This is a genomic window from Vibrio sp. SCSIO 43137, from assembly GCF_028201475.1.
GTDB lineage: Bacteria > Pseudomonadota > Gammaproteobacteria > Enterobacterales > Vibrionaceae > Vibrio.
The window spans coordinates 197,737-223,746 of the sequence record NZ_CP116384.1 but is presented as its reverse complement, the minus strand read 5'-3'; the positions used below and the strand labels follow the sequence as shown (position 1 = coordinate 223,746).

Annotated in this window: 25 protein-coding genes and 1 pseudogene; 7 read left to right on the top strand and 19 right to left on the bottom strand. The window is 44.5% G+C overall.

Features of this window, described 5'->3' with window-relative positions:
• Positions 1–90: 90 nt before the first annotated feature.
• The 4 genes from PK654_RS16820 to PK654_RS16805 all read left to right on the top strand — a co-directional run bounded on the left by PK654_RS16820 (position 91) and on the right by PK654_RS16805 (position 5,422).
• Entirely contained in the window at positions 91–624 is a 534-nt protein-coding gene (locus tag PK654_RS16820) for a TRAP transporter small permease (protein WP_271700143.1), read from the top strand.
• A gap of 11 nt (positions 625–635) precedes the next feature.
• Positions 636–1,925 carry a TRAP transporter large permease gene (locus PK654_RS16815; protein ID WP_271700142.1) on the top strand — a complete coding sequence of 430 codons (1,290 nt, stop codon included), beginning with the start codon at positions 636–638 and terminating at the stop codon, positions 1,923–1,925.
• Positions 1,926–1,988: 63 nt separating this feature from the next.
• Entirely contained in the window at positions 1,989–3,038 is a 1,050-nt protein-coding gene (locus tag PK654_RS16810) for a TRAP transporter substrate-binding protein (protein WP_271700141.1), read from the top strand.
• Positions 3,039–3,415: 377 nt separating this feature from the next.
• A complete protein-coding gene (locus PK654_RS16805; RefSeq protein WP_271700140.1) occupies positions 3,416–5,422 on the top strand; it encodes an alpha-glucosidase in 2,007 nt (668 codons plus the stop codon).
• A 132-nt stretch (positions 5,423–5,554) separates the two neighbouring features.
• Here the strand turns inward: PK654_RS16805 and PK654_RS16800 are convergent, their stop codons facing one another.
• The 11 genes and pseudogenes from PK654_RS16800 to PK654_RS16750 all read right to left on the bottom strand — a co-directional run bounded on the left by PK654_RS16800 (position 5,555) and on the right by PK654_RS16750 (position 12,951).
• Positions 5,555–5,986, bottom strand: coding sequence for a hypothetical protein (locus PK654_RS16800; RefSeq protein WP_271700139.1), 432 nt, complete (start codon positions 5,984–5,986; stop codon positions 5,555–5,557).
• Positions 5,987–6,307: 321 nt separating this feature from the next.
• Positions 6,308–6,808, bottom strand: coding sequence for a hypothetical protein (locus tag PK654_RS16795; RefSeq protein WP_271700138.1), 501 nt, complete (start codon positions 6,806–6,808; stop codon positions 6,308–6,310).
• Positions 6,809–6,857: 49 nt separating this feature from the next.
• Complete coding sequence (locus tag PK654_RS16790; RefSeq protein WP_271700137.1) at positions 6,858–8,012, bottom strand: DUF2971 domain-containing protein; 1,155 nt, start codon at positions 8,010–8,012, stop codon at positions 6,858–6,860.
• Between the two features lie 155 nt (positions 8,013–8,167).
• Positions 8,168–8,866 (bottom strand): hypothetical protein, encoded by a 699-nt coding sequence (locus PK654_RS16785; protein ID WP_271700135.1) that lies wholly within the window; start codon positions 8,864–8,866, stop codon positions 8,168–8,170.
• A gap of 154 nt (positions 8,867–9,020) precedes the next feature.
• Positions 9,021–9,473 (bottom strand): annotated as a pseudogene (locus PK654_RS16780) (CbrC family protein); the annotation flags it as partial.
• Positions 9,474–9,676: 203 nt separating this feature from the next.
• On the bottom strand, positions 9,677–10,042 hold the full coding sequence (locus PK654_RS16775; RefSeq protein ID WP_271700134.1) for a hypothetical protein: 366 nt from the start codon (positions 10,040–10,042) through the stop codon (positions 9,677–9,679).
• An 11-nt stretch (positions 10,043–10,053) separates the two neighbouring features.
• Positions 10,054–10,716 (bottom strand): hypothetical protein, encoded by a 663-nt coding sequence (locus tag PK654_RS16770; protein ID WP_271700132.1) that lies wholly within the window; start codon positions 10,714–10,716, stop codon positions 10,054–10,056.
• A 163-nt stretch (positions 10,717–10,879) separates the two neighbouring features.
• Complete coding sequence (locus PK654_RS16765; protein WP_271700130.1) at positions 10,880–11,131, bottom strand: hypothetical protein; 252 nt, start codon at positions 11,129–11,131, stop codon at positions 10,880–10,882.
• Between the two features lie 296 nt (positions 11,132–11,427).
• Positions 11,428–11,811, bottom strand: a complete 384-nt coding sequence (locus PK654_RS16760) for a hypothetical protein (protein ID WP_271700128.1) — start codon at positions 11,809–11,811, stop codon at positions 11,428–11,430.
• 286 nt (positions 11,812–12,097) lie between these two features.
• The gene (locus tag PK654_RS16755; RefSeq protein ID WP_271700126.1) at positions 12,098–12,262 is read right to left on the bottom strand and encodes a hypothetical protein; all 165 of its coding nucleotides are present in this window, start codon (positions 12,260–12,262) and stop codon (positions 12,098–12,100) included.
• A gap of 524 nt (positions 12,263–12,786) precedes the next feature.
• On the bottom strand, positions 12,787–12,951 hold the full coding sequence (locus PK654_RS16750) for a hypothetical protein (protein WP_271700126.1): 165 nt from the start codon (positions 12,949–12,951) through the stop codon (positions 12,787–12,789).
• A 738-nt stretch (positions 12,952–13,689) separates the two neighbouring features.
• Here PK654_RS16750 and PK654_RS16745 point away from each other — a divergent pair.
• Positions 13,690–13,836 (top strand): hypothetical protein, encoded by a 147-nt coding sequence (locus tag PK654_RS16745; RefSeq protein ID WP_271700124.1) that lies wholly within the window; start codon positions 13,690–13,692, stop codon positions 13,834–13,836.
• A 129-nt stretch (positions 13,837–13,965) separates the two neighbouring features.
• Here PK654_RS16745 and ptsP read toward each other — a convergent pair whose 3' ends face one another.
• From ptsP to dhaK, 3 genes are read right to left on the bottom strand one after another with little or no spacing between them, the layout of a single operon-like run.
• A complete protein-coding gene (gene ptsP / locus PK654_RS16740; protein ID WP_271700123.1) occupies positions 13,966–16,365 on the bottom strand; it encodes a phosphoenolpyruvate--protein phosphotransferase in 2,400 nt (799 codons plus the stop codon).
• A 3-nt stretch (positions 16,366–16,368) separates the two neighbouring features.
• Entirely contained in the window at positions 16,369–17,007 is a 639-nt protein-coding gene (gene dhaL, locus PK654_RS16735) for a dihydroxyacetone kinase subunit DhaL (RefSeq protein WP_271700121.1), read from the bottom strand.
• A gap of 2 nt (positions 17,008–17,009) precedes the next feature.
• Positions 17,010–18,074 carry a dihydroxyacetone kinase subunit DhaK gene (gene dhaK / locus PK654_RS16730; RefSeq protein WP_271700119.1) on the bottom strand — a complete coding sequence of 355 codons (1,065 nt, stop codon included), beginning with the start codon at positions 18,072–18,074 and terminating at the stop codon, positions 17,010–17,012.
• Between the two features lie 250 nt (positions 18,075–18,324).
• On the opposite strand from dhaK, the gene PK654_RS16725 reads away from it, so the two are divergent.
• On the top strand, positions 18,325–19,410 hold the full coding sequence (locus tag PK654_RS16725; RefSeq protein ID WP_271700118.1) for a glycerol dehydrogenase: 1,086 nt from the start codon (positions 18,325–18,327) through the stop codon (positions 19,408–19,410).
• Between the two features lie 69 nt (positions 19,411–19,479).
• On the opposite strand, the gene PK654_RS16720 is transcribed toward PK654_RS16725, so the two are convergent.
• The 4 genes from PK654_RS16720 to PK654_RS16705 all read right to left on the bottom strand — a co-directional run bounded on the left by PK654_RS16720 (position 19,480) and on the right by PK654_RS16705 (position 22,935).
• A complete protein-coding gene (locus PK654_RS16720) occupies positions 19,480–20,010 on the bottom strand; it encodes an NUDIX domain-containing protein (RefSeq protein ID WP_271700116.1) in 531 nt (176 codons plus the stop codon).
• Positions 20,001–21,185: an MFS transporter gene (locus PK654_RS16715; RefSeq protein ID WP_271700114.1), complete on the bottom strand. Its 1,185-nt coding sequence runs from the start codon at positions 21,183–21,185 to the stop codon at positions 20,001–20,003. Before PK654_RS16715 ends, PK654_RS16720 begins: the two co-directional genes overlap by 10 nt.
• A 219-nt stretch (positions 21,186–21,404) precedes the next feature.
• A complete protein-coding gene (gene pfkB, locus PK654_RS16710; protein WP_271700113.1) occupies positions 21,405–22,343 on the bottom strand; it encodes a 1-phosphofructokinase in 939 nt (312 codons plus the stop codon).
• A gap of 151 nt (positions 22,344–22,494) precedes the next feature.
• Positions 22,495–22,935, bottom strand: a complete 441-nt coding sequence (locus PK654_RS16705) for a MarR family winged helix-turn-helix transcriptional regulator (protein ID WP_271700111.1) — start codon at positions 22,933–22,935, stop codon at positions 22,495–22,497.
• Between the two features lie 184 nt (positions 22,936–23,119).
• On the opposite strand from PK654_RS16705, the gene PK654_RS16700 reads away from it, so the two are divergent.
• Positions 23,120–24,835 (top strand): amidohydrolase, encoded by a 1,716-nt coding sequence (locus tag PK654_RS16700; protein WP_271700109.1) that lies wholly within the window; start codon positions 23,120–23,122, stop codon positions 24,833–24,835.
• A gap of 64 nt (positions 24,836–24,899) precedes the next feature.
• Here the strand turns inward: PK654_RS16700 and PK654_RS16695 are convergent, their stop codons facing one another.
• Complete coding sequence (locus tag PK654_RS16695; protein WP_271700107.1) at positions 24,900–25,928, bottom strand: S66 family peptidase; 1,029 nt, start codon at positions 25,926–25,928, stop codon at positions 24,900–24,902.
• Between the last annotated feature and the right edge of the window lie 82 nt (positions 25,929–26,010).

The window sequence follows — 26,010 nt, the reverse complement described above, 5'->3', positions numbered from 1 at the left end:
AACAAAACAATAACAAATGTGTATTTGTTGCATAGGGAGTTGCTAAGACTGTCAGTAACTCCCGCTAACTAAGTATTTTATGGTGACTATATGTTTAAGGATATTGAAAGAGTGTTGAATAAAATCAACGCGCCAATAGCAAATTTTGCTGCCAAATTTTCAGGCATCCTGCTTTTGATAATGACAGCTATCGTACTTCTGCAAGTCGGCTGCCGTTATATTTTGAACATCCCTTTAAGCTGGACCGATGAAACCTCGCGATTTTTGATGATCTACATGACATACCTGTGTCTGCCTATCGTCTATCTTCGCGACCAAAACATTGCAATGACATTCGTAACTGACAAGTTCAGAAACCTGCGTATCTATCATCTGTTTCTGATTGTTGCGCATGTAGCTGCATTAATCCTGTTCGCAATCTGGATTTACTATGGATGGGCCTTCTATCAAACGGGCGGTGTAATGGCGGATAGCCTGCCGATTCCTATGTACACCATCTATATCATTCCACCGGTGATGTTGGCTCTGTCATGCCTGACCGCATTAGAGAAGCTTGCATCGGAAATTCATAAGTTAATTCACTTTGCTGACGAAAAAAAAACGTTAGCTGAAGTTGCTGAATAGGACGTAACACTATGATTTCTCCAATTTTCCTCTTCTATTTTATGACTTTCCTGATCATTGGTGTGCCGGTACTTTTTGCACTGGGCTTATCGCCAATCATCACCTTTATTCAGGATGATCAGGTTCTGTTTATCAATATGCTGTACCAGAGACTCTACTCTGGTCTGGATAACTTCCTGCTACTTGCTCTGCCTTTCTTTATGCTGGCGGGTGAGTGTATGTCCAGCGGTGGCATTACACCTCGTATCATCTCTTTCGCTCAGACTCGTGTACAGCATCTGCGCGGCGGCCTAGGTCATGTTGTTATTATCGCCTCTACCTTGTTTGGTGCCCTTACCGGCTCAGCGGTAGCCGCGACATCAGCAATCGGTAATATGCTGATCCCTGAAATGACCAAGTATAAGTACAACAAAGCGTATGCGGCAGCTCTGACAGCGGCAGCAACGGTACTTGGTACCATTATCCCGCCATCAGGTATCATGCTGATCTATGCGTTCGTAATGAACACATCTGTAGCAGCAATGTTCTTATCAGGTATCGTACCGGGACTTATTTTCTGCCTGGGCCTGATGTTGGTAAACCGTATTCAGATCCGTAAGTACCCTGACGTACAACCATTTGAGAGAGCAAGTAAAGAAGAGCGTCGTAAGAGCTTTAAGATGGCTATCCTGCCGCTGATGACTCCGGTTATCATTCTGGGTGGTATCTATGGTGGTATCTTCACACCAACTGAAGCGGCTGCTGTAGCTGTGCTTTACGCCATCATTCTTTCTGTCTACATCCTTAAAGTCAGTGATATCAAGGCAACTTACGCACTGTTCTCTAAAGTTGCCGTTAATGCTGCTGCGATTCTTATTATCGTTGCTGCGGCCAGTGGTTTTGCCTCTGCAATCAGCTTCTCAGGTATCTCAAACAGCGTTGCTGCCTTCTTTAACGGCGTAACAGACAACCCTTATATGCTGTTCTTTATCATCAACATATTCCTGTTCGTTGTGGGTATGTTCCTTGATGCGGGACCTGCAATCCTTATCTTCGCTCCAATCATTGCCCCAATTATGATTGCAGCAGGAATCGACCCAGTACACTTCGGTGTGGTGATGGTATGTAACCTGTCTATCGGGTTAGCGACACCACCAATGGGGCTGGTACTTTTCGTTGCCTCAGGTGTATCCGGAGTACCACTACAGCAAATTTCGAAGGCGATTATTCCGTTCCTTGCAATGGAGTTCCTAATCATCTTCTTAATCTCATTCTTCCCATCGCTGGTTATCGGTTTACCGCAGCTACTTGGGGTTATGTAGAACTCAATTAATTTACGTGAAGCATTAATAACTATTTAAAAATGTACTGTTAAGGAACATAACATGAAGAAAACACTACTTGGATTAGCAACAACAGCAATTTTAGCATCCGGCGCGGCTAACGCGGCCGACTTTAAACTGACCGTACCACACGTATCTAACCTTGATAGCTACAACCACCAGTCACTGTTGGTGTTCAAGAACTACGTTGAGTCACGTTCTAACGGTGCTATTGAAGTTGATATCTATCCATCTGGTCAGCTATGTAGCAACGCAAAAGAGTGTCTAGCCGGTATTCAGGCAGGTATGTTCGATTACTTCCAGACAACGATTGCTGAACTGGCAAACTACTGGCAGCCAATCGGTTCATTTGACCTGCCATACATGCTGCCAAATGACCGTGTAGCAGAGTGTGTATACGATAACGAAGAGTTCCTTGGTGACGTGCGTCAAAACGTTCTGAAAAAAGCCCCTAACTCACGTCTGATGATGGTATCTAACTCTGGTGGCTGGCGTAACATCGCGACCACGAAGAAGCAGGTTAAATCTCCGGCTGACGTTCAGGGTCTGAAACTGCGTACTGTTCCTGCAAAAATTCAGCAGGAGCTGGTTAAAGAGCTAGGTGGTTCTCCGACTCCTATCGCATGGCCTGAAGTATACACAGCACTGTCTACTGGTGTTGTTGATGGTACTAAGAACGGTATCGTAGATATCGTACAGAACCGTTTCCAGGAAAGCCTGGACTACATGGTTCTTGACGGACACGCCTACATGGGTGGCGCATGGGTATTCAACGATAAGAAATTCAAGTCTATGCCTGATGACCTGAAACGCGTACTTATCGACGGTATCAGTGCTCAGAACCAGTACCTGCGTTCTTATCCTAAGCACCGTGAATACACAGCTTACGAAGAGTTCAAGAAAGCGGGCGGTAACATCTATAACCCAACTGATGCAGAAAAAGCAGAATTCCAGAAATCAGCAGGACCTGTACGTGACTACTTCCTTGCTAACTCTGGTGCAGAAGGTAAGCAGTGGTTAGAGCGCTTCCAGAAAGAGATCAAGACTTGTGAAGCGAAAATCGATTCTGACTACAAAGTACAGTTTAATTAATCAAACCCGTACTGGTTAGATTTCTCCACCGTCACAGGCGGTGGCAGAAAGTTCTGAATATATTTAAGGGGAGTTTTTCTCCCCTTTATTTATAACCTTTACCTATAACTATTTAATTTAAAATACATTTAGTTTTTTTATTTAAACCCTAAATCTGAGTCACGCTGGAAAACACCGAACACAAACACGCATAAACCCATCCGTGGGGCTCCACCGTGCCATCCATGGCACAGAGGGTTTGTTTATCGGTATTTCCCTTTGACAAAGAGGCTCGATGACAAAGATCGAAAGACAGTTAGAGCAATATTTTAGTTACAATAAGTAACAGGAATTAAATAAGCGAATTAGTATTAGTTTCCTATTTTCCGGAGCCAATAATGGACATATCCTACAACGAAAAATCTTTAGTCATTAAACATAAAGAAAAAACCGTATTTACTCATTCTGTAGAGCAACCAGCCCTATTCTTAGGTGTTGGTGAAGCAAACTACGATATGTATCGTGGTAATTTCAACATTACCGATTACGTGACTGAACGTTTACCTATGCGTCATTTCCGCGTAGAAGAAAACGGCCAAAGCACTGTGATTACCTTCCTGTTTGACGGTGAAGCGGCTATTCAGATGACCGTATCTGAAACGGCAGAATCACGCCTTAAAGCAGAATTCGCGGCACTGGACAAAAAGTACAACCGCTTCTGGTTAAGAATTACCGCAACGGAAGAAGAGAAAGTGTACGGTTGTGGTGAGCAGTTAACTTACTTCAACCTGCGTGGTAAAAACTTCCCGCTATGGTCTTCTGAGCCGGGTGTAGGGCGTAACAAAAACTCTTATGTTACCTGGCTGGCAGATACTAAAGACAAAGCCGGCGGCGATTACTACAACACCAACTATCCTCAGCCGACGTTTGTTTCTGATAAGAAATACTTCTGCCATCTTGAAACAACGGCTTATGCAGATTTCGATTTCACTAATACAGAGTTCCATGAGCTGCAGTGCTGGAACATCCCTGAGTATCTGATCCTTGATTCAGAAAACTCATTCCCTGAGCTGGTAGAGAACATTACCGGCTTGTTCGGACGTCAGCCTGAGCTGCCAGACTGGGTAACTAACGGCGTTATCCTTGGTATTCAGGGCGGTACAGAAATTACTCTTGATAAGATCAAAGCCGCTAAAGAAGCAGGTGTAGAAGTAGCTGGTGCATGGTGTCAGGACTGGCAGGGCATCAAGATGACTTCATTTGGTAAGCGCCTTCAGTGGGACTGGCAATGGAACAAAGATCTATACCCAGAGCTGGACAAGAAGATCCACCAGCTTAAAGAAGAAGGCGTACGCTTCCTTGGTTACATCAACCCATATGTTCTGGAAGACTTCCCTCTATACGAAGAAGCACAAAGCAAAGGTTATCTGGCCACCAAACAAGACGGCTCAAAATACGTTGTCGACTTTGGTGAGTTTTACTGCGGTGTTGTGGACTTTACTAACCCTGAAGCGTGCGAATGGTATAAGGGCGTAATTAAGTCCAATATGATCGACTTCGGACTTGACGGCTGGATGGGTGACTTTGGCGAATACCTGCCGACAGACTGCTCACTAAGCAATGGCGTGAGCGCAGAAATCGAGCACAACAAATGGCCATACCGCTGGGCTAAAGTTCAGCACGAAGCTATCGAAGAAGCGGGTAAAACCGATGATATCCTGTTCTTTATGCGCGCAGGCGGCACAGGCATTCAGGGCTACTGCCACACCCTTTGGGGCGGTGACCAGCTGGTAGACTGGTGTATCGATGACGGCTTAGCATCCGTTATTCCGGCAGCTCTGTCATCCGGCCTGATGGGTAACGGTATCCACCACAGTGATATTGGTGGTTACACAACCCTGCACGGCTGTAAGCGTTCTAAAGAGCTGTTCCAGCGCTGGGCAGAAATGGCGGCATTTACCCCAATTATGCGTAGCCACGAAGGTAACCGTCCGGGTGACAACCACCAGTTCGACACCGATGGCGAAACACTGGCTCATCTGGCTCGTATGACTAAGATCTTCAAGCATCTGAAGCCGTACATCAAAGCAGCTTCTAAAGAGAACTCTGAAAAAGGTATGCCAATTCAGCGTCCGCTGTTTATGCACTACGAGCAGGACAGTGAGTCTTACGAGATTAAGTTCCAGTATCTGTTTGGCCGCGACTTGCTGGTTGCACCTGTATACAACCAAGGCGAAACCGTTAAGCGCGTTTACCTGCCGGAAGATGAATGGGTTCACGTATGGAGCGGCGCAACCTTTACCGGTGGCTGGATTGAAGTAGACGCACCAATCGGCCAGCCAGCCGTGTTCTACCGTAAGAACTCTGAACAAGCTGAGTTCCTGGCAGAGATCGCTAAGATCTAACCTATTACCCTCTGTTTCCAGGAGCGCCAGAGTTCCTGGAACTATCCATCCTTTGGGGCCTTATGGCCCCTTTTTTATTGCACTAACTTTGTGGTGTCTATCCTCGAAATACCTGAATACCGGCACAAACCGTTAATCAAAATACCAGCAAAATAGTAAGCCACCTATAGTTTCAGGGAGCCAGTTTTTAACTTCTTTCTTTACCGAAGCGTCTAAGTCTGAAAAACAACACTCTGTAACCGGGCTAGCTAAGATGTCTGGCCCGAGTACGGTATATTGCTTTCCCAGTTGTTGCGCTAACTCTGCTCGTTCAACGAAATTCCGCGAGTTATTAGTGATTTCACCGAAACCAACTTCACCAGTGTAGCAATTTGCATAAATGCTAAAACTGCCAGATGAATCTTTTACTTTGGCTTTATAGTAGTTCTTCGGGTATTCGTAACCCGAAATTTCCTCAACAGAAAGTAAGCCAGCATTTTTCAGGCTGTATATCGCCAACTTAAACTCTTTAAAGCTAATTAGTTCTGCATTAGTGCCAGTAAATTTAGTATTAAAGCTGTACATAAATTAGTGCCAAAAATCTCTGCTATTCCAGATCAACATTGAAACGCCCTTGAAGTGTCTGTCTCTTTATATGCTTTATTTCACTCAACTCAGAATCAATCAGTACCACCCTAACGACTCGTTGCGATGCTCCGCGTCGCAATGCATACCTATGGCTGAAATAGCTGAGGAGTTCTTGAGCAGTGTGACACTCCACAAAATACTAGCGGCTAGCAATTAAGGCTTTTCCGTTATTCCCTTTACTCGCTTTTGAGGTGCCTGTCTCTTCATTTTTACAACACCCAGAAGAAGTGTTGGCTACACGACACTTGTCCTTGCTTGTTAGGCTTCAAGCTTAAATAGTTTGTCATATAAGAGTTCTATGGTTTCAATTTTCTGGAACTGACCCTTATTGAGCTCTCTAATGTTAGGTCTTTCAGTTTTGTTTCCATATTGATCACCTTTAGCGTGTTTTGCGACTTTAGCGGTATCTATGCTTGGAAGCGGCTTCCCTGCTGAATCGCCAAAAAACAAAAATGGACCTAACTTCAACGTGTTTTCATCAAAATACACCCAAATAACGCATCCTGACTGCTTATCCATTAACTTTGTGTGTATCTTTTGCCGACTTGTTTTTCCACCAATATATGATGCTTTGAGTTGCACATGCCTGATAGCCTTGTGTACTTCGAGAACTATATCGTAGCCGCTGTTGTCGACATCTGGTTTCGCAACTTCTAACGCGCAGTCATCTTTTATCCAAGACAACTTAAGTAATTCGCCAACAAGCAAATGTTCGATGAGCTTTTCACGAAAAGATGAATGTTCCATATGCTTGTTCATTATTTCTCCTAAAAGCGCTCTTGAAATGCCTGTCTCTTCATTTTTTGTATTATTTTATTGAGCCATAAGACATTGTACCGTCCTCATATGTCATTCCTGCACCCAACAACCACTTTATATAGTGTTCATTAAAGTTAGAGCTTTGAGGCGTGTACCTAGCCCCATGCGAAACTAACTCTAGATTCTGGATTTGAATTTTCCGAGAACTAGGGCAGATAGAAGCTTGCTGATAAAGAAAATCAAATATGTATTGCTTACCTTTACGCTCTGATATTCTTCTTGAATCCAGCTTCATATCAAGGATTTCTTTGATATTGGCCTTGTCTACATTCGACATGCTTGCACCAAATATAACCCCAACTAACTGACTTGAGTCATAATGAAAAACCCTTTGAAACGGTGAAAACTCGGACTCACCATCAACCCACCGACTTGGTTGATGAAGTAATAGTCTAACTTCTTCTTCATACTCCCAACATGGATTCTTTATTAGTAACTGATTCTCTTTGTCTGAGTGGAACTTCAACCGTAGCTCTTCACTTTCGAATTTGAGTCCGGTATATGCACTAGGAAAAAGTGTAAATCCACTCATAGCATCAACATCTGATGAATAATTAATATTTTTGAGTCCTAACTCAATTGGCATACCACAACTGAAATTTTTAGTTACCTCGATTGAATCTCTAGATCGTATGTGACATTGATGGATAGCATTATTAACAGGGCGGAAGATAAAACAACATCCTTTATGGCTGCTAGCGTAATGTGACCACATTAACATTTCGTCATTCGCTTTTGCGAATGATACCGAGTAACCTGTATTCGGACGATAAACCTCTAACAACTTTTGAAGATTATTGTATAGCGCAACCAGTATTGTAGAAAAATTCTCCCTTGCACCTAGACTAGCAGCGATGTAAGTAATCATCGCTTGCCCATATTTTTCATAAGAGCTCAATAGTTCCTGATAACTAATTGTGCAAATTGAATCTAAGTACGTTGCTGCCAATTCAGCTACTTTTTCATTTCCAGTTAGTTGGAGTACAGTTTTCTGCCATATTTCTTGTTCACCAGAAAAAAACTTAAAGTTAGCAAGCATATCTACAGGATCGTTAAGCTCCGCTTGCGATGCAAAATACAACTCGTCATACATTAATTCTTTAATCGTCAGCAAACCTGAAGATCTGTATCTATATATATGCATTGTTACCTCATTGCCAAGCTATATAAACACGCAGAGCACCCTATTAAGGTGTGCAACGCAACACATAAGCCGCCACTAATCATCTTAAACACTGGATGCAGCGCATAGTAAAAATGCTACTTATTGCGAATCACTCTTAAGTGCTTTGATGAACATCAAACATCAACATTCAATGAGTTGATTGATGCTTTCTTATTGAGCCTAGCTTGAGCGTCCATAATGTGATTAATTTCAAGTTCTGCATAACGTTTAATTCCAGCATGGACACCTTCTTTATTCAATGCAGCGGAAGCCGTCGCAAGACGCTCTAGATTCTGAGCCCTTTGACCTAATATTCTATTTTCAGCTTCAATTTCATCAATTTGTAAACGTCGTTCTTCACGCCGATCATTACGACCAGCGGTGATCAATTCAGCCAGCCCACCGACAAAACCAGTGATATCAAAACTTGGAGGAGAGTTAACCTCAAGTTTAGTAACCTTGAACTTATACTGACCATCTGGATCGAATACTGGAATAACGTTATTTTCAGAGCGATAGTAAATTACCGGACGTTTGTACGTTCGAAGAATATTCCAAAACTTACTTGGATCATCCCCTTTACGATCTAAGTTGATATCGAGATGCTCTTTAAATACGCCAAACTGAACACCTTTATCACTAAAAACATCTATCGACTCTTTAGAAATCAAGAAGTCTTTTTGATCTATATCTTCCGCCGTTAACTCACACATCCTTGATATCATCATCAACTTATTATAATTGGACGATGTTTGATCCAAATAATGTGCAATCGACCATACAGGAAGATCTTTATCTCCAGTAACCCTAATTTTACCTGTAATTCTTACCATACATTACCATTTGAAACCTGATGTCCAACGACCTATTAAAGTGTGAGCAACGCAATACAGAAGCAGCCACTGAGCACCTTAAGCACTATAGTAAGAGTGCCATGTATTGCATATCACTCTTAAACCGCTCTTGAGCTGCCTGCCCCTTCATTTGCTACGTAAAATCCATAGTGTAAATAACTGCTGAACAATCCGAGCACTTAAACTTATAGACGGCTGGATTACCACCTTTCTCATAATGCTTGAGGATATTTTGCCATACGTCAGGTTTTATCATTTCTGTCTGAAGGAACTTCTCTAGCACTTCACCTTCCAGCTCAACCAGCTCCTCTTTCTCGGCGTCACCATGAAATTCACAAGCTGTTCCACAGTGGGTTTGCCATACCTCTTGTTGCCAGGAGTTATAACCCGGTGTTCTTTCACACACTTCAGAGATTACCTCTTCAGATACCCCTGCTTTTTGCAACGGATAATCATCTGAGAACATACCATCGAACTTCTTCGCTGCTGAACCATCTGCGATGCACCAAGGACAAATAAATTCAATTTCTTCTTCAGCATATAGACTAGAAGCATATACAAAGCCTCTGACTTCTTCACAGCACTCACAGACTTCAGTGCTTTACTTGACTGCACCTGTGGAAATCGGATCTGGGTGGTATTTAAACTTCGGAAACTCCATGATTTCTCCCAAGAAAATTAACATTCTAAATAACAGAAAGGCTCGTTTTCCTGTCTGCCTGAATTTTCATCAACTTGCCGTAAGACACTAAAAGACCAAGAGCGAACAAGGACACACACTTCATTTCTTTAAACAATTGGTTGCGGCGCTCCTGCACGACTCGCAGAGTCATAACCATCTTTAAGCATGTTAATGACATTTTGTACTGCATACTCGAGTTCATCCTGATTGCAGTAATACTCTTTAATAGTCCCGTAATTGGTATATGTTGATTGGTTGTAACCATCTTCGATGTCATTAAACCAAATAACATTGCTACCAATTATGGCTACAACCCAGAACCCTTTGCCTTCATTGCCCCAAGGCTCTTGTTGCCATTTTTCTGGGTGAATTTTTATAACTTCCCAGATTTTTCTTTGTTCGAGGCTCATGCGATCAATCGCATCATTTATACTGTCCCAAAGTTTAACTTCTGAAATTGGTTCCCAGTTCATAATTTATTCACTTAACGCCACTTTACCTCAACATACGCCTCTAGCTTCTTTACTAGCAACCAGTAATCTATAAATATTTGCTTATCAAAAACAAAAGACTTGTCATATTTCAGGCGATGACCGGAGAAATTCAAGTACGGTGAGTTCTCAATGTCTGTAAGAATTTTGACAATGTCATGGTCAAGCATATAGTAGTAAGGTTTAATATCTTCCAATTGAGACTCAAATGGCAATGTAGTATCCAAAATCAATTGATCTATATACGTTTCTGCTTGCACATCATATTGATAATAAAAAGACCTAAACCCTTTCAACGGTATATTTAGAGCGTCCACATCTATTAAGTTTTCCAAGTCTTCAGCCATAAGATTATTTGCATTAGGCATCGGTCGGCAAGATTGGTTTGGAAACAAGATTGAATTATGAATAGCGACATCCAAGCTTGAGACCATGCGTTCAAGTTTAGGATGAATAATGTTCATTATTTTCTTTTTCTCGGAGCGATCTTTAAGAGTTACCGTTAAAAAGAAAAAGACGTAACTTGAAAATATGGAGAGTATTAAACCACTTAATGCTTCTCCTAGCTTACTAGAACCAAAGAAGAATCCTGCTCCAAAACAAGTAAGCACTAATGAGATAAAAGCGGCTCCGACTGGATATTCTATGTTCTTCATATCTACCTTGTTTGTGAAACATAACGCCCGGCACAACGGCGGAGCAACCTCAGGTTACGGAGTTCAGACCCAAAGGGCCAGTATTGATGCCGCTTATTAGGTGATTGGCTAGTGGATTGAGTAATAAATACTTCGAATTCATTACTTTCTCTTTCAACTGCATTTAGAAATCCCCTTGTTCTATCTCAGGGCCCAGCTCAGATTCAAACACTTCTAATTCCCATTCGAAATCTCCAGCTTCTCCGATTTTGTAGGCAAGCACCATGGCTTTACCACTTTCGTCAGTGAACCCCTGATCTAGTTGAACTACATCTCCGATTTGTGGAGTTGCATTTCTATTTCCTGATATGAATCGAGCTCTATCACTAGGTATGTTTACTAGTAGGGCTGCTTTCTTTGGAATTAAATGGCTCACAAATTTACCTAACGCCTGCCAGCACGGGCGAGTAAAACGAATCTGCCAGCTTGCTGGCAATCGAGGCTGGCTTTGTAAGAACTATTCGAGCTATTCGGGACACACACTTCAAAAATCAAAAGAACCACATTAAAAAGATGCAATAAGCCTCTATTTTTTATAAGGCTATAGAGCAAATCCACTCAATAAGCACCAACTGTAATTGGTCACCTAAAATAACAAAACCACCGACAAGCATTCCCGCTCTTAAAGTGTCTGACCCTTCACTTTGGTTCCTTCACTTTGTGATGGCTTTGTTATGTGTTTAAGCCTAGTTCAGCTCGAATCCTATTTTTGATTAAGGTAATAAGTGCATGAATACTTTTACTGCCTGCTGAAGTGTCACCTTTTTCAATATGGCTTATGAATAGTTCCATTGCATCTATTTCATCTTGTTGCCCGTAAAGATTAATCTGAGTACGAGCATTTTCCAATTTTTTTAACAGTTCTGGATCTTCTTTGAATGGTGCTGGAAATTTTTGAAATATGTACCAAACAGGTAGAAATGATTCTAAAGCTGATAGGCGATATTCTAGTCGCTTTTTAGCGATTTCGTGTTTTCGGTTGAGATGATTATTAGCAAACCAACCTATAACAACGACACATACAGAAACGATAGTAATCCAATCTTTAGCTTCCATTTATATACTCGATATCCCAAAACACATAACATTCTAAACAACAAGCAGGCTCATTTTTCCGTCTACCTGACTTTTCAACAAATTACCATAAGTCACTAGAAAACAAAGCACATACATCATATTGTGTATTCTGCCATCACATAATAACGAGCCTGCGCATTATCTTAGGAAGAGTTGTGCCAACCAATAGAACCGGCTATTCAGGGCACACACTTCAAAAATCAAATCCACCAAAAAGCATCCCCACCACAATGGGAATGCTTGTTCACTCTCAGGAGTTACCTCTCTACTCCCCTTCTTGCTTTTTATGGTGATTAAGCAGGGTTAGCAGAAACAGGCGGACTTCGTTATTGAGTTCCTGATTCTTGTCCATATCGGAACCGATAGTATTGAGGATAAAGTCTTCGACTTGCTGATAGAAATCAGGCTGGGGTTGATTGGATTGGGTCATGTAGACCTCCGGTAGTGAATTGCAATCAAAACCACCACTCAAAGGGTCTAATCTTCGGGTGGTGAACTGAACAGGGTTAGACCTACCGCACTACCGTGACGGCGCGCCGAAGCGCCCCCGCTCAGCCCACCATTGTTCAAGTTATTGCCGATTAATCATGCAATATCACTTTGTTTAGATGCGCCGAAGCCGCATACAAATAAACCAGCAAAAAGCTGGCATCTATACGCCGGTAGTTATTTTTCAGGGGTCTAATCCTGTCACTGGATTTTGCCAGTGCGGGGTAAGCATATGTTTTATTGGGTTTAGCTGTCAATTAGCAGTCGTTCCAAGACATGTATATCTGGTGGGTTTGGGATAGATTTAGTTTTTAAAACAAGCTCAGGTATACACTCCCACGTAAAACATGGGAGCGATGGCTTCTTAACACTCTCCAGCTTTAAAGGGGCACTTCAAAAATCAAATACACCAAAAAGCATTTCCACAACCATGGAAATGCTTATTCAATTTCAGGAGTTACCTATCTACTCCCCTTCCTGCTTTTTATGGTGATTAAGCAGGGTTAGCAAAAACAGGCGAACTTCGTTATTGAGTTCCTGATTCTTGTCCATATCGGAACCAATAGTGTTAAGGATAAAGTCTTCGACTTGCTGATAGAAATCAGGCTGTGGTTGATTGGATTGGGTCATTTTGACCTCCGTGAGTATGACTTAAAAATACTCACCACTCGAAGGGTCTAATCTTAGGGTGGTGAACTGAACAGGGTTAGACCTACCGTACTCACAAGACGGCCAACCCGAAGGTTGCCCCGCTCAGCCCACCATAATTCGTAGGAATTGTTCAGTTTTCAGACCAATTCTTAAATTTCAGGTACAACCAAGCCGCACATAGATGTATTCAGAAAAATGAACTCTATGTACTGTGAGTAATAGTCGGAGGTCTAATTCCGGCACCGGATTTTGCCAGTGCGGAGTAAGCATATGTTTTTATGGGGTTAGGTGTCAATTTAGGTTTCACTCCCGTTCGGGAGCGAGTGCTTCCAAGCTCATTCAGTTTTGTCGTGTCTGAGCCTTTCGCTAGAAAGGCGAGTTACAAAACGTACATGAAGAAGTCAAAGCAACAGAGAAAACTACGGCTCTTTTGGTGACTTTTGCAGCTGTTGGCAAAAGTTACTCGCCCGGGCAGGGGCGAAACCGAAGCCTAAGATAAAGTGAAAATGTCAGCTAATGCCCACTAAAATCAAGCTCAGATATACACTCCCACGTAGAACATGAGAGCGAGGACAAAAACAGCACAAACTCTGGAACGAAAGCTTAATTTGGTTACTTTTGTCCGAACTGGTAATTTTATTACCATTTTTATTTGACTTAAGTCACGCTAGCAAACATAATTGTGAGCATCATCAACAAAACAAAAAAGGTACAATTATGAGTTCAGTATTAACTTCACAAATCAACACTACAGAAACCAACTCTAAGCTAAAAGAGACGCTAACTGAAATCGCCGCTCTGGCAGCTATGTTCGCAGTTACAGCAACATTTGTTCTGGTTATGAGCCTAAGCTGGGTTAACTAATTCCCCCCCTTAGCGAAAATGTAATTTAATTACATTAAAGAAATAAAAAAAGACCGCATACAATATACGGTCTGGAAACATGAAGTTACCGGGTAGTATTCCCGAGCAGGGAACCCAATAAAATCCCTGTTAATTAATAGTCACTTCCCTAATCCGGGCTTTTAATCCCGGAAGTAATGAAGCACTGGCACTTAGCTTATGTACGCCAAGGCGGATAAGCATTTCAGATACTTCTGTATCACCAGCCATCTCACCACACATACTTACCGGAATGCCCTGCTGCTTAGCAGCCTTACAGGTCAGTTCAATCGCGGCAATCACTGCCGATTTGTTATAGCTTACCAAGTCAGACACTGAGGTATTGCCTCTGTCAGCCGCCATTACATACTGAGTTAGGTCATTAGTACCGATACTGAAGAAATCTGCTTCCTTAGCCAGTTCATTTGCGTTCAGTACCGCAGCAGGTACTTCAATCATGATACCGGTTTTCATCGGGTACTCACTTTCCGGCAGGTTAAGTTCGCTACGGCACTCAGCAATCAGCTGTTTAACCGCCAGCAGTTCCTCAACTTCAGCAATCATAGGGATCATTAACTGAATATTGGCATTCTCTTTAGCAGCCCTTAGCACCGCTTTAATCTGAGGCTTAAACAGCTTTTGATCCGACAGGCAAAGCCTGACACCACGCAAACCAAGGAAAGGGTTCTCTTCTTCTGCCATAGGATAAGCCGGCAGAGGTTTATCACCACCGACGTCTAAGCTACGGATGGTCAGCGGGCGCTCTTCAAGGGCAGTAGCGATATCACTGTATATCTGATACTGCTCGTCTTCTGTCGGCAGAGTATCACCAGACTGGAAGATAAACTCGGTACGCAGCAGACCGACACCTTCTGCGCCATTTTCCAGCGCTGCTTTTACATCTTTAAGTCCGCCGATATTGGCAAGCACATCAACCTGTAAACCGTCTTTGGTTATGGCAGGTTTACTGGCCTGCTGTTTCTTCGCCTGCTGCTCAAGCAACCAGTTACTGCGTTCATCTTCAAGGCGTGCCCGCGTCTGCTGATCCGGTGCCAGCCACAAGTGACCCCGCGCGCCGTCCAGTATTACCTGCTGACCATTTTCTGTTGCTTTCAGTACCTGTTCCGCTTTCACGATACAAGGAATACCCGTTGCACGGGCAATAATGGCACTGTGCGATGTGCGGCCACCAGCTTCAAGGCAGATTCCGGCAACTTTTTCAGGGTCAAGCTGTGCGGTCTGTGCCGGAGAAAGATCATTAGCCACTATGATGCAGTTATCCGTTAACTCAATAACTTCTTCCGCTGCTCCGTCAAAGCAATACATAGTCTGCTTGGTCACATCCCATATATCCGCTTCGCGCTCTCTCATATATTCGCTGTCAGACGAAGCATACTCTTTCGCCTGCGCTATCATGACCGTCATCAATGCCTGCTCTGCAATAGAGCCGGATTTAATCTCTTGTTTTACCTTATCGGCTAACTCAGGGTCAGCAATCATCATGGCGTGAGCGGCAAAAATATCGGCTTGCTCTTTACCCAGAGATTTTGTCGCCGCCTGCTCCTGCTCTTTAAGGGAGGCCAGTACAGCTGAAACTGCATTTAAGAACAGGCTCCACTCTTCCGCTTCAGAAGTGTATGTCCTTTCAGGTACTTCCGGCATGGCGCTTTCCAGTCCCAGAACGGTACCAATGGCAATACCGTCACAAACTGGTATGCCTGCAATAGCACCTTCAATCTGAACCACGTCCGCGATTTCAACTTCAGCAGCTTCATGACCAGCAGCAGAAACATCTTCACCAAAGTGGTTGTTTGCCAGTGCCTTAAACGCCTCAACAGCTGTCATGGCATCACTGCCGGAAGCTAACAGCTTTATAGTGTCATCTAACTTAACACCCAGCTTGGCAATGGCATTCAGGCTTTTCGCATTTACTTGCTGCCCGGATTTTTCAATACGTAGCTCAGCTTCAAAACCAGCCAGTTCACTCACTATGGCGGCGGCTGGTCTTGCATGTAATCCGTGTGGGTTCAGTACTGTCCACTCAAACTCGATGGCTTGATCAAGGGTCTGAACGGCTTCATTTTCCGCGGGTGTCTCTTCTTCCTCACCCAGATGCTCACGTTTTGCAGAGAGTGACCCTGCCGCTTCTTCCAGTACAGCTGAAAGGGGTAGCCCGGCAGACGCTGCAACTGAAGCTGCCATGGTGCCTTCAACAATAGGTGCAGAACACAAAGCAACGTGCTCAGCCATTTCCGGGTCAATCAGTTCCAGTGCCATTTCTGTGCTCAGCAGGGCAGAGCCCATATCCATCAGCACAACCACACCAGACTCTTCATAAACCTCTTCAATTGCCATCATTATCCGCACGGCATCGGTGCCGATTGGATTTTCAGGGTCATCAATGCCTCCGGCCGCTGCAATTTTGCAACGGCCCTGAGTCATTTGGTTTGCCAGCAGAACAACACCATCTGCCAGCATTTCGCTGTGTGATACAACAACGATACCTACCATTACTTATGCCTCATTTACTACATTGTTTAAGGCCTGAACCATCAGCTTGGCTGAGGTAGCACCCGGGTCAGCATGACCGACACTACGCTCGCCCAGATAACTGGCGCGTCCTTTTTTCGCTAACATCGGTATTGTTTTTTCAACACCGGCTTCCGCTACCTGAGCCATGGTTGCCAGAGCAGCAGACACGGTTTCATCGTTTTCCAGTGAAGTACGGGCAGCAGCGATAACATCCCACCAGACATCACACATGGTTTTGTCACCCGGCTCCGCTTTACCGCGGGCAATAACGCCGTCTACACCTGCTTGCAGTGCATCCACCAGCTCAGCCAGTGTCAGGCTCTCTTTACCAGCTGTTTTTGTTGCAGCACGGATAAACAGAGTGCCGTACAGCGGACCTGAAGCGCCGCCAACTTTTGACAGCAGAGTCATGCCTGTCACTTTAAATACGTTAGCAATGTCTTTGTCGGCAACCGTCGGTATTTTTGCTGCCACTTCAGCAAAACCTCTGTCCATATTTAAACCGTGGTCAGCATCACCAATGGCCGCATCCAGTTCTGTCAGCATATCGCGGTTTTCTGAGTAAACCGCACTACAGTTAGTTAACCAGGTAATTAGTTGAGCTTTAGTAATTTCTGACATGATTAGCAACCCCAACGCAGAGACGGTGCTTCTACCGGAGCATCCCACAGTTCAAGGGTTTCTTTGTCTGCTTTCAGCAACGTGATAGAGAAGCCTTCCATGTTCAGGGAAGTACAGTAGTTACCAACCAGTGAACGGGCAATATTGAAGCCAGCCGCTTCCAGCTCTTTATGAACTTTACGGTAAGCACCAAACAGCTCTGATTCCGGTGTTCCGCCAAGGCCGTTGACCAGTACAATCAGCTCATCACCCTGAGCGAATGCTTCTGTAGTTTGCTCAGTTTCCAGCCAGCTGCCTTCTTCACGATCCCATGTTTTCAGTGTTCTGCTGTAAGGCTCTGAACCTAATAGTTCTTCCAGCATCTGAGAGGTAGTGGTATCAACATCTTTGTATGAACGACGCTCGATACCCGGCTCACCGTGAATACCAACACCGAACTCAATCTCATCGTCTGCCAGTTCAAAAGATGGTTTGCCGTTAGCCGGAACCACACAAGCTGATAGCGCAACACCAAATGAGCGTGCACGGTTGTTCAGGCGGGTTGCCAGCGCTTCACAATAAGCGATGTCTTTTCCTGCTTCAGCAGCAGCACCAACGATTTTCTCGATAAGAACTGTTGCAGCAACGCCTCTGCGGCCAGCGGTATATAGGGAATCTTTTACAGCCACATCGTCATCAATAACAACAGAACCGACTTTAATGCCTTCCATATGCAGCATTTCTACTGCCATTTCGAAGTTCAGTACGTCACCTGTGTAGTTCTTTATAAAGTAAAGTACGCCTTCTTCGTTTGGAATCGCCTTACCGCACTCCATCATTTGATCCGGTGTCGGAGAAGTAAATACGGCACCCGGACAGGCTGCTGTCAACATACCTTTACCGACAAAACCCGCATGCAGAGGCTCGTGACCGCTACCGCCACCAGAGACCAGCGAAACCTTACCTTTGCTTTTCTCGTGATAAATAAAATATGGGTCAGTCACTAACTTTAATTCCGGGTTAGCCAACACCAGCCCTTCGACCTGTTCGGAGACCACGTTTTCCACTTCATTGATTAATTTTTTCATCACATTCACTTCACTGTTATTAGATAAATAGGACAGATATAACTGTTGATACTTTAACCTTTCGAAATACCATATGTCATTTTTTGTAACTATTCCAACATTGGCAACGTTTACCGTGAGTGGTATCAAAATTAATCATACACATAACAACAGATATACTCAAAATGAGTCATTGATCACTGTAGCATTACCAAATAACTGATTACATAAAATGAACAATCCTACGCACACATATTCAAAGAGGTCTAAAATGGACAAAATCATTATTTCACCGGGAAAATACGTACAAGGCGCAAACGTACTAAGCTCAATCGGTGAATATGTAAAACCACTGGGAACCAATGTTCTGGCTATCGCAGATAGCTTCGTAACTGAGCTGGTTGGTTCAACTGTTTCTCAAAGCTGTGTGGAAGCGGACGTTGAACTGAAAATGGCCGAGTTTGTCGGCGAATGTAGCCGTCCGGAAATTGAGCGTCTGATGGAAATCACCAAAGTTCAGGGCGCTGAAGTGATCGTTGGTATCGGTGGTGGTAAGACTCTGGATACAGCAAAAGCTATCGCCTTCTACAGCAAGATTCCAGTGGTTATTGTTCCGACTATTGCATCTACTGACGCACCAACCAGTGCTCTTTCTGTTATCTACACACCGGAAGGTGAATTCTCTGAGTACCTGATTTATCCAAGCAACCCTAACATGGTTATTATGGATACTCAGATTATCGCTGGTGCACCTACCCGCCTACTGGTTGCCGGTATGGGTGATGCGCTTTCTACTTACTTTGAAGCGCGTGCTAACGGTATCTCAGGCAAATCTACAATGGCTGGCGGTGCTCCGACCCGTTCTGCTCAGGCGCTGGCAAAACTGTGTTACGAAACACTGATTGCTGACGGCTTAAAAGCGAAGATCGCTTGTGATCAAAACCTGTCTAACACAGCAGTAGAGAACATCATTGAAGCAAACACTTATCTTTCAGGTATCGGTTTTGAAAGCTCAGGTCTGGCGGCAGCGCACGCAATTCACAACGGCCTGACTAAGCTGGAAGAGTGTCACCACCTGTATCATGGTGAGAAAGTGGCATTCGGTACCCTGACTCAGCTGGTTCTGGAAAATGCACCAATGGAAGAGATTGAAGAAGTGATCAACTTCTGCCGCTCTGTTGGTCTGCCGACTAACCTGAAGATGATGGGCGTAACGGAAATCAATCGCGATAAACTACTGGAAGTAGCAGAAGCATCTTGTGCAGAAGGTGAAACCATTCACAACATGCCATTTGAAGTAACACCAGAGTTGGTTCTTGCAGCCATCCTGACCGCTAACGAACTAGGTTCAATGTAACTCCATTCATCATTACCTTTATTTCCGCCACGTAATGTGGCGGTTTTTTTATCTACTGTTCAGAAAAATTCAGCGTAAAGACTGTAGAGTCTGAATGGCGCTTTTCGCAGAAGTAAATGCAAAGCGCTCTATATCCAGATCTGCTAGCTTAACCCATTCAATCGATTCCACATCATCCTGTGCAACCAGCTCAGGTTTTGCATCCAGTACAATCCTGAAAAACGTATCATTGGTTTTATAGACGATGCCCTTATATGGATAGGTGTTCGGGTTTGAAGCCAGATATTCAGCCTGATCAATTTTCAGCTCTAACCCCAATTCTTCATGCAGCTCACGTACTACAGCCTGCTCCAGCGTCTCATCAGGGTCAACAAAGCCACCGGGAAGATCCCACAAGCCTTTGCCCGGCTCTCTGCCACGGGTTGCCACCAGAATCTCATCGCCATAACAAACCGCCACCATTACGGCAGCCGCAACGTTCTGAAACATCACAAAGTCACACTTATCACACTGATACCTGATACTTGGCGACACACTTTTACTTAACGATTCCTGTCCGCATAACGGACAGAATGCTAACTTTAATTCTGTTACTGACATTGTAACCACCTTACTTCATTGCCCTGCGTCGGATGCCTTGGAATGTTCAGTGAAAGCAACAGGGAGATCAGCGCCATTGCCGTACCCAGCAGGAATACCGCTGTTGGTGACACCAGCCAGATAGCACCGAAGGTAACCGGAATTACCACAGCAGCAATATGATTGATAGTAAATGAAACACCGGCGGTCGACGCCATATCCGCCGGATCGGCTATTTTCTGGAAATAGGTTTTGATTGCCAGTGCCAGCGCAAAGAACAGATGGTCAATCACATACAGAGCTGCGCCCCACTCTGCCGATTCCACATATGCGTAGCCGGTAAACACCATGGCTAAACCTACATATTCAAAAATCAGCGCCTTACGTTCACCAACCCGGCCGATAAATTGGCCGATTCTTTTGGCAAACAGCCAGTTAAACAGATAGTTAATCAGAAACAGTAAAGTAATATCGGCCGCCGAGTAGTGGAACTTCTCAACCATCAGGAATCCGGCAAATACGGTGAAAATCTGCCTGCGCGCTCCACTCATAAAGGTAAGGGCATAGTAGAGCCAGTAACGCTTTTTCAGTACCAGCTTTTTGGTTTGTGCCGTATGGGACTCAAACACAGGGAATGCGAACGCCATAAACATGGCAATACAAAATGCAGAACCACCGGCCAGTACATAAACCCAGGTGTATCCCACATCAAAAATCTCCAGCAGCACCCATAAACCGGCATAGGTGCAAAGAGAAGCTAGCGCTCCGACGGAAATCAGCTTGCCTAACGTTTCAGGTGCTTCCTCTTTCGTCAGCCACTGAAGTGACAGTGACTGCTTAAGGGTTTCAAAATAGTGAAAACCGACAGACATCAGCAAGGTGGTGCAGAGCAGGCCGGTTACCGAAGGAAAAAAGCCTGTCAGTGCCGTACCAAGGCTAAGCATGCCCAGTGATACAATCATAAATCGCTGCTCGCGGATAAACAGCAGTACAAACACCACGGTAAAGGCGAGAAAACCGGGTATCTCCCGCACACTCTGCAACAGGCCGATATCAGCACCGGTAAAGTTGGCTTTTTCAATAACAAAGTTGTTTAGCAGCGCATTCCAACTGGAGAAAGCGATAGGAACTATGATGGAGATCAGAATCAGAAAATTCCGGGGTGTCTGCCATGAGTGGCGTTGGGAAGAATGCACCGTATGTCCTTATTGTGAAGAGAATGATTAACAAATAGACGCTTAAAGCCGAGAAGCTAAACAATAGCAGATATGCACTGATATGAAATACTAAATATATAACTCTCTTTTGTCATCAGGCCGATTTGTTATCAGGGAAAGAGCGATAAACAAACCCTCCGCGCCAGAAATGGCGCGGCGGAGCTTCATATTTTGCAACAGCTAATGAGATAATTGAGGCTATAACGCTGAAACCTGAACTTGCTGTTTTACTGCCTCAATGGCGGCTCTGTCTTTTGCACCAACCCCTACCTGCGATACCGCTAAAGCTGATAAAGCGGTAGCAAAAGTAACTAACTCTTCTCTGTCCAGTAGCTGCATATGTCCCCAACAGAGCGCAGCAACCAAAGTATCACCAGCCCCGACCGTGCTGACTACCTTCATCTTTGGTGGTGTCCCTTTCAGCCAACGGTTTTCATTTAACCAGAGCACGCCATCTGCCCCCATAGAGACTACGATATTTTCAATCCCTTGCTCTGCCAGTGCTTCGGCAACAGGCTGACAATCCGTCATCGTCTTCAGTGTTCTGCCGGCAAAAGCAGACAGCTCTTCCTCATTGGGTTTGATCAGCCATGGCGCAGCATCAACCCCCTCTTTAAGAGCTTCTCTGCTACTGTCAAACAGCACTTTCTTTCCTTTTGACTTAAGCAGCTCAATCCACTTGGCACACTGCTGAGGGGAAACGCCATTTGGCAGGCTTCCGGCCAGCACAAAATAGTCGTGAGTTTCCGCTAACTGAAGTAACTTATGTTCAAAGTCGGCTATGGCCTGAGCGGAAACGCTGATACCGGGGAAGTTGATATCACTCACCTTGCCACCCGACTCAACCAACTTAACGTTTATCCGTGTTGCTCCGTCGATACGGACAAACTCATCAGTAGCGCCTATTGTGTCGAACAGCTGGCAAAACATCTCTTGGTTATCACGGCCAAGAAACCCGGTAACAGTGACCTTGGCACCTAAATCAGATAACACCTGAGCCACATTGACCCCTTTGCCTGCTGCATGAAAATCGCTTTCATTGACCAGACTAACCGAGCCGGTATTCAGGCTATCTAAGCTTCCGGTAAGATCTAATGCAGGGTTAAGAGTAATGGTGACCACTTTATTGGTTTTCATTGCGGAGCCTTAATTTCTGTACTTAATCGTTTCAGCGTATTATACCCAACTAGCTTGAAAATGCTTTTTAAGTGGTAACTTATTGTTTTCGGATCAGTGCCTTGATTAATTTTATCTACCCGCAATTTCTGTTCCCTGACACCGGCTCGAATTACTTACTATCGTATCTCTGTTTGACGTTTTCTATCATTTTACGGTTAACTCGTTTGACCACTTCAATCTCTTCTTCAGTAATCCCCTGAGTCAGAACATCATTCCAGTCGGCTATTATCTTGAGTAGTTCAGGTTTCAGTTTTTCTGCCTCTCCAGTCAGGTAAACGAGCTTAGAGCGGGCATCATCGGGGTTCCGCTCTCTGGTAATAAAACCTTTGCCATCCATCTGCTTTAGTACCCGCGTGGCCATCGCTTTATCCACCTGTACTTTGCTGACCAACTTCTCCTGTGTAATCCCCTGATGGCTGTATAACTCCATCAGAAACGGCAACTGAGAAAACGAAATACCGTGCTGCTCAAGAAGATGGCTGACCGTTTTCAATTCTTGCCGATATAAAATGGAAACCAGCCTGCTTATAGGATCTTTTCTTGGACTCACTTTACTTTCCTTTACATAGAACTTAGTTGACTTATCAATTACTTTTGTTGCAACATTGTTGACAGGTCAACTATATTACCTGTTAACGCTGTCTTAGCCAGCTTTTATCAAAGTTTAAGTTTAAAGGTTTAAGGAATCTGACTAATCACCTGAAACCACTGCTTACAATACAAGGTCACTGAACATGAGTAAAATTATACAGCCACTGTTGCTCTCTGCTCTCACCGCTGTGGTTGCCACACCGCTAACGGTGTTTTCAGCAGAGCCGGAATCCGGAGTTAAAGCCTATATCAACGGAAACATCTATACAGGTTCAGGCAACGGAAAGTACGTCCGCTCTCTAATCATTGAAGACGGTAAATTCAACTATGTCGGCAAAGAAGCACTCGCTGCTATCAGCAAAGCTGATGATATCAAAGTTATTGACTTAAAAGGAAAGACCGTCGTCCCTGGGTTATACGATAGCCATATCCATCCGGTAGGTGCCGGGGAAAAACTGCTTTTCGAATGCAACTTCTCCCAGCAAGCCGGTCTTGATGAAATCCTTTCTGCTGTTGAAAAATGTGCTGCTACCATTCCAGCAGGAAACTGGATTCAGGGTGGCAGTTGGGGTGCAGAGCTTCTGAATGAAGCTAGTGCAGAGAGTTTAGCCCGTTTAGACAGAGCCTCAGCAGGACGACCTGTTATTCTGACCGACTTTAGCCACCACAACATCTGGGCTAACAGCGAAGCAATCCGTCTTTCTGGAGCAACGGTTTCATCTACGGAAAAATATGGAGACTTGGTCGTTAAAACATCAGATGGGTCTCTAAGTGGATTTTTTCTTGAACAAGCGGGTGGTGCCGTACGCGATGCTGCTCCGTCCCGCACTGCGAATGATTACAAACTGGCCGCACAACATGCCATTAATGAGCTAAACAAAGTTGGTATTATCGGCGTTAAAGATTCTTATGTTTTTGATAAAGAGTATAAAGCGTGGAAGCAATTGGATGATGAAGGAAAACTCACCGCCAATGTTGCGCTCTCATGGGGTTGGCCTTCGGCTAGCGGCATGAGTCAGGAAGAAAAACAGGCCGCTTTTTTGAAAATGACGAAGCCAAGCAGCGGTCACCTGAACGCCGGTTTTGCCAAGATGTCGTTAGATGGTATTCCGCCGACGAAAACGGCAGCAATGCTCGCTCCTTATAATCCTGCGGAAAAGGAAATTCTCGGCACACTAAACTACTCAGAGAAAGTGTTGGCAACTACTTTGATTTGGCTGGACGAGCAGGGCTATACCACGCAAGTTCATGCGGTTGGCGACCGGGCTGCGCGAACTATGCTCAACGCCGTAGAGAAAGTCAGAAAGATAAGAGGAAACTCCGGCCTGAGACACGAAATAGCTCATGCCTGTATCGTTGATCCTGCAGATATCCCCCGCTTTGCTGAGCTGGATGTTATACCAAACTTCTCACCTATTTTCTGGTATCCGAGCCCGATTCAGAATGGGCTTGAAGCGATTTTAGGTAAAGAACGTGCAACCAGAAACTGCGAAATGAAAACTTTATCTGACAACGGTTCAAACCCGACTGGTGGTTCTGACTGGCCGGTATCTGCTGACGTTAACCCATGGAAAGCAATGGAGTCTATGGTAACCCGCAAAGATCCAAACGGACTCAGGGCAGATGAAACACTATGGCCGGAACAACGCGTTACCATAGAACAGGCTTTGAAGATGTATACCATCAACGGAGCAATGGCACAGCGCATTGAGAAAAACAGCGGTTCTATCGAAGTGGGCAAATCAGCCGATATGCTGATTCTGAACCAGAATATCTTCACCATCGCACCAGAAGATATAGGTGAAACTCAGGTTATAGAAACTCTGTTTGAAGGAAAAACTGTTTATAAGCAGCAGTAACTTCTGCCAGCCTGAACCTGATACGGGTTCAGGCTTATGTATTACTCATCAAAACTTAACCCCATCACACCAGCCACTGTTCAATAGTACCAATCTGATCGAGTTCAACTTTCGCCATAGCGCCGTTTATCAAGGTCAGGTTAGGCGGCTTATGGCCGATATCCAGATCCGTCATCACAGGAATAGCGAGATCTGACAGGTAGCTTTGCAAAACCTCGTTGTAACTCAGCGCATTCGAATCATCAGGATCTTGTGCCGCATTTCTTCCCAATAGCAATCCATTCAGGTTGTTAAAGACGCCTCTGAATTTCATATTCAGAATGGCGCGAACCAGTTCCGGAGGTGGCATTTCTGCATTTTCAAGATAAAGCACCACACCTTCAGGGTAGCGCTGCGTTAGGCCTGCAATATCAAGATATTCAGTGGCAAACAGATGATGAAGAGTATCCCAGCAACCACCTATCAGCCTGCCTTCAATCCTATTTCCTGATTCAGGTTTTACCAGCCACTTCCAGCAGGTCTCTCTGTCCGGATTAATGGCCTCTAGTGGTTTATTTGCCATATCCGGCCAGCGGCTGGCATACATAGAAGGTGCATTTTGCCTGAATGCCTGCCCTGTTTCCGTCGCCATATGGTTTAGGGTGTTTTCTGTTAAGCCGTCCGCAGCTTGCGGCGATAAATCCATCAGGTTTGAACAGTGTGCCGTTGCCCAACCCAGTTTGGCAGTGAAAACGGCCGAAAGTGTACTGATATCCGAAAAGCCCAGCAACCATTTTGGTCTGACATTTTGTAACCGTTCAAAATCGATCAACGGCAATAACTCCATGGCAATCTCGCCACCCCACGGGGGATAAATGGCGTCCACAGAGTCATCAAGAAGGAAAGTCATTAGTTCATCCGCTCTTTGTCTGGCTGACGCACTAACATGCTTGTGCTGACCATAGAGGCAACCCCCAATAACCACTTTCATACCCTTTGAGCGCAGGTAGTCAGTCACCACCTGAAAACGGGCTTGATGTTGCTCGGCAATACCGGCTGAAAAAGCAGTAACAGCAATAGTACTCCCTTGCTTTAACGGGGCGGGATACTTCATATCAATTCTCTTATTTTTGCAGCCAATCAGATGAAGATACGTAATAAAACCCATAAACACAATAGCTTATCTACGCTTACAC

What these genes read in the sequence shown, in the direction of transcription:
- PK654_RS16820 (WP_271700143.1), top strand. Translation starts at nt 91, where the DNA reads ATGTTTAAGGATATTGAAAGAGTGTTGAATAAAATCAACGCGCCAATA.
- PK654_RS16815 (WP_271700142.1), top strand. Translation starts at nt 636, where the DNA reads ATGATTTCTCCAATTTTCCTCTTCTATTTTATGACTTTCCTGATCATT.
- PK654_RS16810 (WP_271700141.1), top strand. Translation starts at nt 1,989, where the DNA reads ATGAAGAAAACACTACTTGGATTAGCAACAACAGCAATTTTAGCATCC.
- PK654_RS16805 (WP_271700140.1), top strand. Translation starts at nt 3,416, where the DNA reads ATGGACATATCCTACAACGAAAAATCTTTAGTCATTAAACATAAAGAA.
- PK654_RS16800 (WP_271700139.1), bottom strand. Translation starts at nt 5,986, where the DNA reads ATGTACAGCTTTAATACTAAATTTACTGGCACTAATGCAGAACTAATT.
- PK654_RS16795 (WP_271700138.1), bottom strand. Translation starts at nt 6,808, where the DNA reads ATGAACAAGCATATGGAACATTCATCTTTTCGTGAAAAGCTCATCGAA.
- PK654_RS16790 (WP_271700137.1), bottom strand. Translation starts at nt 8,012, where the DNA reads ATGCATATATATAGATACAGATCTTCAGGTTTGCTGACGATTAAAGAA.
- PK654_RS16785 (WP_271700135.1), bottom strand. Translation starts at nt 8,866, where the DNA reads ATGGTAAGAATTACAGGTAAAATTAGGGTTACTGGAGATAAAGATCTT.
- PK654_RS16775 (WP_271700134.1), bottom strand. Translation starts at nt 10,042, where the DNA reads ATGAACTGGGAACCAATTTCAGAAGTTAAACTTTGGGACAGTATAAAT.
- PK654_RS16770 (WP_271700132.1), bottom strand. Translation starts at nt 10,716, where the DNA reads ATGAAGAACATAGAATATCCAGTCGGAGCCGCTTTTATCTCATTAGTG.
- PK654_RS16760 (WP_271700128.1), bottom strand. Translation starts at nt 11,811, where the DNA reads ATGGAAGCTAAAGATTGGATTACTATCGTTTCTGTATGTGTCGTTGTT.
- PK654_RS16755 (WP_271700126.1), bottom strand. Translation starts at nt 12,262, where the DNA reads ATGACCCAATCCAATCAACCCCAGCCTGATTTCTATCAGCAAGTCGAA.
- PK654_RS16750 (WP_271700126.1), bottom strand. Translation starts at nt 12,951, where the DNA reads ATGACCCAATCCAATCAACCACAGCCTGATTTCTATCAGCAAGTCGAA.
- PK654_RS16745 (WP_271700124.1), top strand. Translation starts at nt 13,690, where the DNA reads ATGAGTTCAGTATTAACTTCACAAATCAACACTACAGAAACCAACTCT.
- ptsP (WP_271700123.1), bottom strand. Translation starts at nt 16,365, where the DNA reads ATGGTAGGTATCGTTGTTGTATCACACAGCGAAATGCTGGCAGATGGT.
- dhaL (WP_271700121.1), bottom strand. Translation starts at nt 17,007, where the DNA reads ATGTCAGAAATTACTAAAGCTCAACTAATTACCTGGTTAACTAACTGT.
- dhaK (WP_271700119.1), bottom strand. Translation starts at nt 18,074, where the DNA reads ATGAAAAAATTAATCAATGAAGTGGAAAACGTGGTCTCCGAACAGGTC.
- PK654_RS16725 (WP_271700118.1), top strand. Translation starts at nt 18,325, where the DNA reads ATGGACAAAATCATTATTTCACCGGGAAAATACGTACAAGGCGCAAAC.
- PK654_RS16720 (WP_271700116.1), bottom strand. Translation starts at nt 20,010, where the DNA reads ATGTCAGTAACAGAATTAAAGTTAGCATTCTGTCCGTTATGCGGACAG.
- pfkB (WP_271700113.1), bottom strand. Translation starts at nt 22,343, where the DNA reads ATGAAAACCAATAAAGTGGTCACCATTACTCTTAACCCTGCATTAGAT.
- PK654_RS16700 (WP_271700109.1), top strand. Translation starts at nt 23,120, where the DNA reads ATGAGTAAAATTATACAGCCACTGTTGCTCTCTGCTCTCACCGCTGTG.
- PK654_RS16695 (WP_271700107.1), bottom strand. Translation starts at nt 25,928, where the DNA reads ATGAAGTATCCCGCCCCGTTAAAGCAAGGGAGTACTATTGCTGTTACT.